Origin of the sequence: Parabacteroides timonensis, from assembly GCF_900128505.1 — a bacterium.
Classification (GTDB): Bacteria; Bacteroidota; Bacteroidia; order Bacteroidales; family Tannerellaceae; genus Parabacteroides; species Parabacteroides timonensis.
In genome coordinates this window covers 486,910-499,480 of the sequence record NZ_LT669940.1, presented here as the reverse complement: position 1 = coordinate 499,480, position 12,571 = coordinate 486,910, and the positions used below count along the sequence as shown (strand labels likewise).

6 protein-coding genes are annotated in these 12,571 nt (G+C 43.2%); all 6 read right to left on the bottom strand.

Annotated features, from left to right (window positions below):
- Positions 1-14 precede the first annotated feature (14 nt).
- The 6 genes from BQ7394_RS02750 to BQ7394_RS02725 all read right to left on the bottom strand — a co-directional run bounded on the left by BQ7394_RS02750 (position 15) and on the right by BQ7394_RS02725 (position 12,490).
- On the bottom strand, positions 15-2,066 hold the full coding sequence (locus BQ7394_RS02750; protein WP_075555972.1) for a glycoside hydrolase family 20 zincin-like fold domain-containing protein: 2,052 nt from the start codon (positions 2,064-2,066) through the stop codon (positions 15-17).
- Positions 2,063-3,466, bottom strand: a complete 1,404-nt coding sequence (locus BQ7394_RS02745) for an arylsulfatase (protein WP_075555971.1) — start codon at positions 3,464-3,466, stop codon at positions 2,063-2,065. The genes BQ7394_RS02750 and BQ7394_RS02745 overlap by 4 nt, the downstream gene beginning before the upstream one ends.
- A 9-nt stretch (positions 3,467-3,475) precedes the next feature.
- Positions 3,476-5,926: a glycoside hydrolase family 2 TIM barrel-domain containing protein gene (locus BQ7394_RS02740; RefSeq protein WP_087880586.1), complete on the bottom strand. Its 2,451-nt coding sequence runs from the start codon at positions 5,924-5,926 to the stop codon at positions 3,476-3,478.
- Between the two features lie 20 nt (positions 5,927-5,946).
- Positions 5,947-7,464: an arylsulfatase gene (locus tag BQ7394_RS02735; RefSeq protein WP_075555969.1), complete on the bottom strand. Its 1,518-nt coding sequence runs from the start codon at positions 7,462-7,464 to the stop codon at positions 5,947-5,949.
- Between the two features lie 112 nt (positions 7,465-7,576).
- Positions 7,577-9,121 carry a RagB/SusD family nutrient uptake outer membrane protein gene (locus BQ7394_RS02730; RefSeq protein WP_075555968.1) on the bottom strand — a complete coding sequence of 515 codons (1,545 nt, stop codon included), beginning with the start codon at positions 9,119-9,121 and terminating at the stop codon, positions 7,577-7,579.
- 15 nt (positions 9,122-9,136) lie between these two features.
- Positions 9,137-12,490, bottom strand: a complete 3,354-nt coding sequence (locus BQ7394_RS02725) for a TonB-dependent receptor (protein ID WP_210436517.1) — start codon at positions 12,488-12,490, stop codon at positions 9,137-9,139.
- Positions 12,491-12,571: the final 81 nt, after the last annotated feature.

Below are 12,571 nucleotides of genomic sequence, written 5' to 3'. Positions count from 1 at the left end.
ATAAATTAAGTCTATTATTGATCAGCCCATTGAAGCACCTTCTTTATCATCGGGATTTCATACAGATAGAGCCAGTCGCTATTTTCTGTTTTCGATGACAAATGGTTGTGGTAATTCATATCGGCAATAAAACCTTCCGGTTGCTGCATAAAGCGGGTTTCCGAATAAACGGCTTCCAGGTTTGAACGCATTTCTTTGAAATAATTACAAACGCCGACAACTTTATCCAAAGCGGCTTTGCGGACAGCAGCATCTTTCGCCGTGTCGTACTCATTCAATGCCAGTATCAAACGGGTCGGATAGTTTTGCAGATTATTCGTTTGCTCATACACCTCTAGGGTATAACGGTTACGCAAAGCATTCTTTTCAGCCGTACGAACTCCACTTGCAATAAACTCATAACGTTTCGCTTCTTCTTTGGCTTTCGTTATTTTCTCTTTATATGTTTCGCTCCATGTGCCCGGATTTGCTTTATCCGGCAATTCCATCAGAGTAAAGTCCGTTGTTCCCCAAGCCGGGTTTCTCCGTCCGGAAGTGACTAATGCCCCATCAAAGAAGAAGATCGCTTTTTCCAGTTCGTCGAGAAACTGCATCCGGTTCTCTTCCGGACGGAAACCATATTCACGCTGGGCATGAACCTTCTTGAAAGTTTCTATATCCCGTGCTGTCGGATTCCAGCCGAACTCGCCTTGCGCGATGTAACCGCGCCAAACTGTTTCCAGATGTGGAGAACCGTCATCCCAGGCTGTTGCCAGAATCCCTTCCAGATGATTTTCTGCTACAAGCTGACTAAAACCTTTCACATATTCCGACCGTGTGTTATTGCGTGGCAGGAAAGGAGAATCGCCGGCTGACGCAGCAGTTGCTCCCATTACTTTCAGTCCTTTATCGCTATACCATTTCAATAGCTTACGATGTGCCGGAGTGGTCGCATCTTCATATTTCCAACGCATATACACACATTCTTTCGGAAAGAGATCGATCGCTTTATCCAGCTTTTCAGTATTCCATTCCTTTGCCACTTCCTCTTCCGTCTTATCGCTCAAAGCCAGTTCCCACAGGTCAGCATATTTAAGCGGCATGTCATCCCAGAATATAGGAATACGACCATGATCGACAGCAAACTGGCAAACCTTTTTCAACCATACCATCTGCAATTCGAATGCAGACTTTCCGGTAGCCTTACAACGGTCATCGATACCGATAGCTGTTATCTCATCCCCGCCCACATGCAGGTATCTCCCGTAAGGCATTGCTTCGAGCGCATCCAGATACAGATCGAACTGCACCTCGTACGTACGGGGATCGGACGGACAAAACTCCCAGTCGCTTGCCGGATTCTCCCGCAATTCCCAATGATGTTTCAGAATAAATCCGGCATGTCCCAAACCTTGTACCAACGGACTGATCTCTACATTCCGCTCCTTCGCATACCGGCATAAAGCCTGCATCTCCTGTTTGCTGATTGCATTCGGAGCACCGGCTTCAGGGCGACGGGTGAAACGCAATTTATCTTCCAGTTCCCAGATTATTGCATTCACTTTATAACGGGCCAGCTTATCCACCATACGGTAGTAGTACTCCATCCGGTCCAGATGATGTTTGGTATCCAGATGAACAGCACGATAAGCGATGGCCGGATAATCCGTTATCTTCATCGAAGGTATTTCCTTCTTAAAATCCCGGCTGTCTTCCAGCAACTGCTCCAAGGTCTGTGCACCGTAAAAAAGCCCGGCATTATCTCTCGATGTAACGGTTACCCCTTTATCAGATATTTCAAGCACATATCCTTCGGGAGAGTCAGGTACATTTGTCGTCGACAATTGAAACCGGACACCTTTACCGCTACGTTTACTTTGAGGCAATCCATCTACAATCTCACCCAGTACGGGGATCGATGTGCCCTCAGCCGACGATACATACGACAATTCACCAAAGCTCAATCCTTTACCGGAAAGGACTTCTACCGATTGCGGTTGTGGTAATAGCTGGAATGTTTTATCCAGGTTACGGGCAAACAAACTACCCGTAACGAATAATAAACAAGCAAATAGAGTTATTTTCATTTTCTTCCGAAATTAAACAACGGTGATTCTGTACGTGCACCGTCCATTAAAACTTCCAGCTCTTTCACCTTCTCCGGATTCTGCTGAGCCAGGTTATTATCCTCATGGATATCCGAACTCAAATCATAGAGTTCCAGAATGGTCTCGCCAACGATCGGCTGCCGGATCAGTTTCCAGTTGCCGCTGCGTAAAGCTTCACGTCCGTTCAGTTCATGAAATTCCCAATACAAATATTCATGTTGTTTCTGTCCGTCTTTCGAAAATAAGGTAGGCAGGAAAGAAATTCCGTCTCCGGTTTCAGGCAAAGCAACGCCTGTCAATTCTGCCAATGTAGGCATAACATCCCAGAAAGCACTGATATGATCGTTCTTTACGCCTGCCTTGATCTTATCCGGGCACCAAGCTACCATCGGCACACGGATACCACCTTCATAAACATCCCTTTTTACACCTTTCAGAGGTCCGTAACTCAGGAAATAATCCGGGTTCGCTCCACCTTCCCGGTGCGGTCCGTTATCACTGGTGAAGATCACGATCGTATTCTTATCCAATCCCAGTTCTTTCAATTCAGCCATTACGTCGCCGACATATTTATCTAGTCTGCTTACCATCGCCGCAAAAGAGGCATAAGGTTTTTCAGACGGGTGATATCCCATCTTTCCATCATAAGGAACTTCTTCAAATGCATTTTCATACATCCGGTAAATAGAGTCATGCGGCAAGTTCAGTTCTGCGTGGGGTAACGTATAGGTCAGCATCGCATAAAAAGGCTTGTCTTTATTATCCCGGATAAACTTTAAGGCCTGTTCATGGATCAGATCCTGCGAATAGACCTGCCGGCCTTCATTATCGTTTTCATGCAGGAAAACCGTATCATTGTTATGCCATAAGTGATCCGGATAATAGGAATGTGCCTGACGCTGGCAGTTATAGCCGAAAAATTCGTCAAATCCCATATTGGATGGAACAGAACTGGAGCCAGGATATCCCAATCCCCATTTACCAAAGATACCGGTCGTGTAACCGGCCGACTTCATCAGTTTACCGAGTGTATAGGTATCGGCAGCCATCGGTTGCTGTCCTTCCGGTTTAATCTCCATGTTTCCCCGGATCTGCGAATGTCCGGTATGCAATCCGGTCATTAACGAACAACGGGAAGGGGCACTGACCGTACAGCCGGCATAATGTTGAGTAAACAACATTCCTTCTCGTGCCATCCTGTCTATATTCGGTGTTTTGATCTTTTGCTGTCCGTAACAGCCTATATCACCATAGCCGAGATCATCAGCCAGAATGTAGATTACGTTCATTGGCACCTCTTTTTCAGGAGCCTCTTTTTTGCAAGCTGACATTCCGGCTAGCAGGGAACCGCCTACGCATAGTACGAGTTGTGTTTTCATTTCTTATTACTATTTTATATCTAACGTTATTTTCTTCTCTGCCAGTTTATCCGAACGCACAGTAATTACTGCTTTCCCCGGCATATCAGTAGCTTGTACCAACAAGACGCACTTTCCTCTGAAGCTCTTACAACGAGGCTGCTTGTAAGGAAACAGATCCACCGGATCTCCATTATCTACCCCTAACAGGCAAACGGGACCATCCAGTTCAAAAGATAATTCATCCGAAGCATACGGACATAAAACACCATCCCGATCGACTACTGACAATTCGAGTCGCGACACTTCAGATGATCCGGCTTTTAACTTAAGCTTATTTGCCGAGAAATCGACAGTATAAGGAGACGATGCTGTCTGCTGTATATCTGTTGCCACAATTTCATGACCGATCTTAGCCTTTGCTTCAATGCGACCTGCTTCATACGGAATATTCCAGATCAATTGCTCGCCTGTATAAGGTTGAATGCCCAAAGATACATTATTTAAAAACAATTCAACCGAATCGCAATTCGTATATACAACGACCGGAACTGTTTTTCCCTCTTTACCGGTGTGAGTCCAATGGGGTAACAAGTGTACCATCGGCTTATCGCTCCACAGGCTCTGATACAGATAATAAGCATCTTTCGGCATGGCAGCGACATCGATAATTCCAAAATTTCCACAGCGCTGCGGCCATTCGGCTTCCCCCAGATAATCAAAACTTCCCCAACGGAACTCTCCCATTAACCAGGGAAATGAACAAGTCCGTTGCCACGCTTTCCGAATGCTTATACGAACCGATGCATTATCGTACGATGACTGATAATAAGGATAAACCTTTTCCTCCGGGAAAAACTCTTCTTCACTCAGGTCCGGAATTGGGAACACCCGCTTCTCAAACTGGTCCCATTTTATCGGGTCTTTCTTTTCCCAGGGAGCAGGGAAGTCTCTCCTCCTCCATTGAGTCTTTGTCCGGTAGACGCCACGAGTTTGATAGGTATGCGGTACTTCAGTCGCAACAGCACATACAGACGGGAAATCGTTCCGAAACTTTTCAAACTCACCGACTTCCTCTCCGTTGCCATTGAAACCGACAATATCGAGCATCCCAAAATTCTTTTCATAATCGACAGACATTCCCCGGGTCGGATCGACTCCTCCCTGTGTCACCGGACGTGTGTCCAGTGAATGAAATAAGCCGACCAGATTACGTTGTACCTCCTGCGATGCCTTACTCACTTCATTTCCAATGCTCCACATAATGACGGACGGATGATTACGGTCACGTTTGATAAAATCAGTCATATCGATCTTCCACCATTCATCAAAATAATTACCATAATCATCAATAGCTTTCGGTGTGTTCCATCCGTCCAACCCTTCGTTCAAAACCATTAGTCCTATCGTATCACACATCGCATAAAACTCCGGAGAAAAAGGGTTGTGGGATGTACGAATAGCATTGCATCCCATATCTTTCAGAAGTTTCAACCGATAATAGAGAATATCCTCCGGAACGGCTGCTCCTACCGCACCCGCAGTATGATGATCACACACACCTTTTAGCTTTGTTACCTTCCCATTCAGCTTAAAACCAAATTCAGGACTGAACTCCAAGGTGCGAAAACCGACCAGCTGTCGAACCTCATCCAATATCTTCCCTTCCTTTTCCAACTGGCATACAAGTGTATAAACGACCGGGCTTTCAGGAGACCAACGTTTCGGATTGACAACATTCATTTCCACTTTATCTTCGAAAAGTATACCTTCTGATCCGATGCTCCGGGCAATCATCTGCCCATTCTTATCCCGCAAAGAAGAAATAACCCGTATTTTTTCTTTATCCGGATTCACCACAGAAACATCGACAGCGCATAATGCCTTATCCGGCAAGAATGTATCTATTTTAAAATAAACACCAGAATAAGCAATATGCACAGGAGAAGAGATATGCAGACGAACGTGCCGGTAAATACCGGAACCTGTATACCAACGCCCAGTAAGAGGTTTGGACTGATCGACTTTCACAACGATACAATTATTTCCTTCTTTCAGATAAGGAGTCAGATCATATTCGAAACCGATATACCCGTTCGGCCGTTTTCCCAAGGAATGCCCATTGATCCAGACTTCGCTGTTCAGATAAATTCCATCGAACTGAATACGAACTTTCCTGGCTACCCAGGCCGGATCATAAATAAAAGTTTTACGATACCACCCTATTCCTGCCGGCAGAAAACCACTTTGCCAGTCTGTACCGTTAGCAGTCCGGTCATACGTCCCCTCTATGCTCCAGTCGTGAGGCAAATTGAGCGTCCGCCAATCAGAATCGTTATAAGCTGGCAATATCACATCCTGTTCCGTATTTCCCAGATAGAACTTCCAACCGGAATCAAAGCAAACGATCTCGGCTGCTTCCAGATAAGGAAAGCAACAGAACAGAAAAAATAGAAGCCATTTATGTTTTAATTTACTCATATATTTCATTTATCAACCTTTTAAAAACGGAATTTGGGATTTTCCGGTGTTTCATGCGATATATCCATATAATGTTGTAATTTTTGTACGATATCAGGATGTTCAGACGCAACATCATGAAGCTCCTGTAAATCGTTATCCAGATCATACAGTTCCATTACCGTATTCCCTTTTCTGATATCTGTGATGATCCCTTTCCAGTTACCCCAACGAACAGCTTTCAAACCGATACGGGGATCAGGATATTCCCAATACAGATATTCATGCTCCTTTTGAGCGGATTGATTACCCTTCAAAATAGGACAGAAACTGATGCCATCCGTAGGTGGACAAGCTATTTCAGCTATATCTGCCAGTGTAGGCATTACATCCTGAAATGAACAGATATGATCCGTAGTACTTCCGGCTTCTATCTGTCCCGGCCACGAAACAATTGCCGGAACCCGTATTCCACCTTCATGGACGAAACATTTTCCCCAGCCATATTCCGATTTAAAAGGTCCTCCGCTATCAAACCAGGGTGAATCGCTTCCTCCGTTAAAAGTCGGCCCGTTATCCGAGGTGAAAATAATGACTGTATTTTCATATAGCCCATTTCGCTTTAACTGATCGATTAACGTCCCTACCTGCTCATCAAAATAACTGATCATAGCAGCATAAGTCGCATGAGGATAACGACAAGGCATATACCCTTGCGTACCGGTATAAGGCTCCTCATCTCCAAATTTGTCGACATAATATTTTACCCAACGTTCCGGAGCCTGCAATGAGACATGCGGAAGAGGTGTTGTCCACATCAGGAAAAACGGTTGTTCTTTATTTTGATCAACAAACTGTTGTAATTCACTAAAAATAGTATCGTTTGCATACACCTGCTGTGTATATTTAGCGTAACTGGCCTCACTGTAAGGATCGGCTCCTTCATCCAGTTTAGTCAGATGAGGATCAAGTACTTTATTATCCAGGTAGATCCGTTCCTCATTCTTCCACAGGAAAGGAGGATAATAAGTATGTGCCTGACGCTGGCAGTTATAACCGAAGAACTCGTCAAAGCCTTGTTTATTGGGTATACCTTCCGATCCAGGATATCCCAATCCCCATTTGCCGAAACATCCGGTCTTATAACCAGCCTGTTGCATCATACGTCCGATTGTCATTGTCCCGGCTTTCAATGGATATTGTCCTTCCAGTTCCGGATGAACGAACATCGAATCGTGACTATTGACAGCACCTCTTTCCGGCATCTCATCATTTGCCCTGATTTGTGTATGCCCGGAATGAAGTCCGGTCAACAATACACATCTTGCCGGAGCCGATACCGGAGAACCTGTATAATGTTGGGTAAACTGCATTCCAGCCTCCCTCAACCGATCAATATTCGGTGTTTCGATCTTTTGTTGTCCGTAACATTGCAGATCCCCGTATCCCATATCATCCATCAATATATAGATAACATTGGGGTTACTTTGCTCTTTTTTACTACATGAGAAACCTGCAATAGCACAGATTGATGCTATTAATATATTAATCTTTTGCATATTATCTATCTCTATTAAAAGTAATGATAAGAAAAAAGCCGGCTATAATACGTGAAACACCCATTACAGCCGGCCTGATAGAAAAAAAGACTACCCTATAAAAAATATTCTTTTACCAACCTTCGTTCGGTGTACATAATTCATTTGTTTCCAATTCCTTTGCCGGTATCGGGAAATAATAGAACTTATTGGTATTTCCTGATTTTCCTCCAGCAAAATTTTGGTAACGAACTTCATCACACGATTTTAATGTCTGATCAAACAATCCCCAGCGACGCAGATCATAGAATCGTTCACCTTCCACAAAGAGTTCTACTGCACGTTGATGTACCAAATCTTCGAACACGGCCTCTTTGGTTCTGGCTCCACTATAGTCATTTAGATTAGCACGCTGACGTATCTGGTTGATATAGCCAATCGCCACATCCAGTTTTCCCTGGTTCAGATTTGCTTCGGCCAATAACAACAATACATCTGCATAACGGATTGCACGCTCATTAATAAATGATTTCGGAGGAGCGATCTCTTCTGTCAACGTTTTCCAGTTCTGATATTTCAATATCCAGTATGTATTCCATTTATCCTGTGCAAACACTTCACGGAAAGGCTTCTGATAATACATACAACCTTCATAATCCCAAGCTACGGAACAACGGGTACGATAATCATAATTACCGTCTTTGTCTTTTTCCTTCAGGAGTATATCCATCATCTGCTGAGTCGGGTTTGCTTCATACCAGCCACCCACTTCTGCTGCTGCATATTCTTTCGGACGGGTATTGGATTGGGTAGAGTTGATATTTTCACCATTACCCCACAAATCCGTACCACCAACATCTTCAATCAGCAATTCAAAAATACTTTCCGAATTATTCTCGTGTTCGTCATCAAAATTCCAGTAGAAATCATCAACGAGTCTGTATGTATACGGACTTCTTGTCAACGGTTCCATCACATCGATCGCTTTCTGCCATTCTTCTTCATAAATATACAATTTTCCTAAAGCTGCATTGGCTGCACCTTTGGTCGGTTTTCCCACTTTATTTGTAACGGGGAGAAGCTCTGCTGCTTTTTTCAGGTCGACTTCAGCCTGAGCCCATACCTCAGCCTGGGAAGACTTTGCCAATGGGAAAGTAGAAGGCGATTGCGATGCCGTTAATCTCAAAGGTACATTCTGGAACTCTTTCGCCAGCTGGAACAAATAAAATCCACGAATGAACAAACATTCACCGGTTACGGCATTCTGAAATTCCTGTGTGAATTGATCGCCCTTTTCTTCCAGTTTCTGCATGATAGAATTAGTACGGTACAGAGCATTATAGAACTGATAGAACATACCCTGGGTCAGGGAATTCGTATTACTATTCGTAAAACGGTTAACTGTGTACACATCCGAAATATCATTACGGAAATCCACTTCATCGGCACGTGCGATACGGAGCATCACACCTCGGGTTCCATAATATCCGCCGTTCAGGGCATTTTTCAATGGAGTATAGCAAGAGGTCAACGCCAAATTAAAATCCGTCTCATCTTTCCAAAAAGTATCTTCTGTCGCCTTATTGGGGTTTGTCTGATCCAACTGACTGTCGCACGAGGAGAAGAGGAACATCCCCGAAAATAATACAGCTAGTGTTGTCTTTATATATGTCTTCATAATATTTTCTCTCAATTAAAATGTTACATTCACGCCTAACATAAATACACGGTTTGTCGGATAAATGAAATTATCAAAACCACGATATCTCGCATTATCCGTATTCACGTCCGGAGTATAGCCGCTATATCCGGTGATCGTAAACAGATTCTCTGCATTTGCATACACACGGGCTTTCTGAATATAGCCTCTGAACCACTGTTGCGGGAACGTATAGCCGACTTGCAAATTACGCAGACGCAGATAAGAACCATTTTCCAGATAACGGTCAGATTCTGCACGGGTATTACGGTTTGCGTCATCCCAAGTCAAGCGCGGATGTGCTGCATTCAGATTATCCGGTGTCCAATAATCCAACGTAGAAGCCAGGAAGTTTGTTCCTTTTGTAACATCTTCCAAAGTCTGGCGGGTTGCATTATAAATCTTATTTCCTAAAACACCCTGGAAAGTTACAGATGCATCAAAGTTTTTCCATGTAACATTACCACTTACAGAGAATGTAAAATCAGGGAACGGACTACCGCAATAAACACGGTCTTTATCATCAATCGTACCATCGTCATTGGTATCTTTAAAACGAATATCTCCCGCTTGTGCATTCGGCTGTATCTTAGTTCCGTCTTTTGAATAAGCTTCCACTTCGGAATCACTATTGAAATAACCATCTGTAGGGATCAGCCAGTATGAACCGATCGGATAGCCGGCCATTGTTTTACAGGTATTGATATTCTGGTTGGTAGCACCACCCCAGATAGCCTGTGAACCTGTACCCATAGCTGTCACCTCATTTTTATTGAAGCTACCCAACACGCTGACACCATAGGAAAGATCTTGATTTACATTCGTATTCCAAGCTACATTAAACTCAAAACCTTTATTGCGGATCTTACCTGCATTACGGATCGGATCATTTGCACCACCAGAAGAAATAGGAATAGGCACTGTCAACAAAATATCTTTCGTATTCTTTACATACCAGTCGGCAGTAATATTCAAACGATTATTGAAGGCCACAAAGTCTAAACCGATATTTGTCATTGCCGTAGATTCCCATTTAATATCCGGGTTAGCGAAATCTTTCGGGAAAGCACCCTGAATAAGTCCTCCGTTACCGTCCGGATAATTAATACCGGTTGTGATCGTAGATGAATATTGATAGTTATCAATTTCCTGATTACCCAATACGCCATAACCGCCACGAATCTTCAACTGATCCAGCCAACTCAAATTTTCCATAAATTCTTCTTCAGCCATGTTCCAACCGACTGATGCTGACGGGAAATTACCATATCGGTTATTCTTTCCGAACTTGGAAGAACCGTCGCGACGAATCGTTGCAGTGATCAAATATTTATTTTTATACGAATAGAATACACGTCCCAGGATAGAAGTCAATACACTACGTCTGGAATAACCTTCATTACTACGGCTGGTTGTGGATGCATCGATCTCTTCCAACCCTTGTGGAAGATTTTCACCATAGGCCTGCAGCCAACGGTAGCGACTGTCCTGATAGGTATATCCAACCAGAGCAGAAACCTTATGATCTCCGAATGTCTGATCGTAAGTCAACAAATTTTCCACCAGAACATTACGGCTACGCGTTTGCCGTTCCGTCAATTGAGTAACAGAGTTGGTTGTAATACCGAAATCATATTCATTCAGATATTTTTTATACCTGTAAAATTCAAAGTCAGGAGTCATATTCAACTTATATTTTAAGCCTTTAAACAACTCCAGTTGTACGTAAACATTCGCATAGATCTTCATGTTTTCACTATAGCGATTCATCAGGTTATCATCGATCATCCCCAGCGGGTTAGGCAGGTTTGCCACATCACCGTATAGACCACCATAACCACCTTTCCGGCTTTCATCATATTGTTCCAAAGTAGGAAGTGCCTGTAATATGGTTCCGACCATACCGCCACGTGATTCTTCATGCAACGGTTTGTCATGGTTGAAAGTCAGCAATACATTCGTTCCTGCAGAGAATATGCCTTTCTTATAATCGTTTTTTGTCTGCAAAGTATAACGTTCATAATTCGTTCCCTTTACAACACCATCCTGATTGAAATATCCCAGGCCGGTATAATAAGTTTGATATTTACCACCTCCCTTAACAGAAATATTATAGTTCTGCATCAAAGCTGGTCTGAACATAATATCCTGCCAGTTGTTATCCGGCTTGCTTGCCAAATCCGTTGCCATATCCAAAACCGGTTTCCCTACAGCCTGACGGGCTACGGAAGTAACTTCCGACCACCCCTGGGCATCCAACATATCCAGTTTCTTGCTTACCATCGAAACACCCGCATTGACGGACAAATCCACGATCGGCTTTCCTTCTGTGTTCGAACCTTCTTTTGTCGTTACGATTATGACCCCATTAGCAGCACGAGAACCATAAATAGCTGCCGAAGATGCATCTTTCAGAACGTCAATGCTGGCAATATCGTTCGGGTTAATATGATCGATTCCCGTCATGTACATGCCATCTACAATGAAAAGAGGAGATGCATTATTCAATGTACCAATACCACGAACCATGATGCGGCTTCCTGCTCCGGGATTTCCGCCTTGTGAAACGATATCCACACCGGCAATCTTTCCTTGCAGTGCCTGGCCGATATTAGCATTACTTTGTGTATTCAGTTTTTCTGCACTTACATTTGCAACAGAACCAGTCAGGTCCGCTTTCTTCTGTGTACCGTAACCGATCACAACAACTTCATCCAGTGTCTTTGTATCTTCCAACAGTACGACACGGACAGACTGCTGATTACCTACTGCAATTTCTTTTGTCAGATATCCTATGTAGGAAATATTAAGAACAGACTTGGAGTCAGCCTCAATAGTAAAATGCCCATCTATATCTGTGATCGTACCATTGCTTGTACCTTTTACAACGATGTTTGCACCGATAACCGGCTCACCGTTCACATCTACAATTGTACCCGTTATATTTTTAGCTTGCTGTTGAACAGGCTGAGTGTTTTCTGCTTTTTTTGTCAACACAATATGTGTTCCTTCCATAGCATAACTGACACCCATATTTTTCAGCAGATTATCTAAAACCTCGGAAACAGGTTTGTTTTTCACTTTAACAGAAAGTTTCTTATTGATATCCACCTGGTTATTATAAATAAACAGATAATCTGTCTGACTTTCTATTTCACTTAATATATCTTCCAGATGAGCATTATTCCTGGTAATACTTACTCTGGCATTCTGAGAATGCGTATTTTCTGCAAAAGAGCAAAAAACACAGACTAATAACAGAAATGTGGTGATCCGCATAATTCTAAAGATTTGTTTAAGTTGCGGGGATTTAGGATAATACCTACCCGACAAAGAGTTTTTTTTCATACCTTTGTGATGATTTGAAGTTAATACAGTTTAATTAATTGAATTGTGTTGATTGAATGCCGATAATTGCCCCCCAGCGTT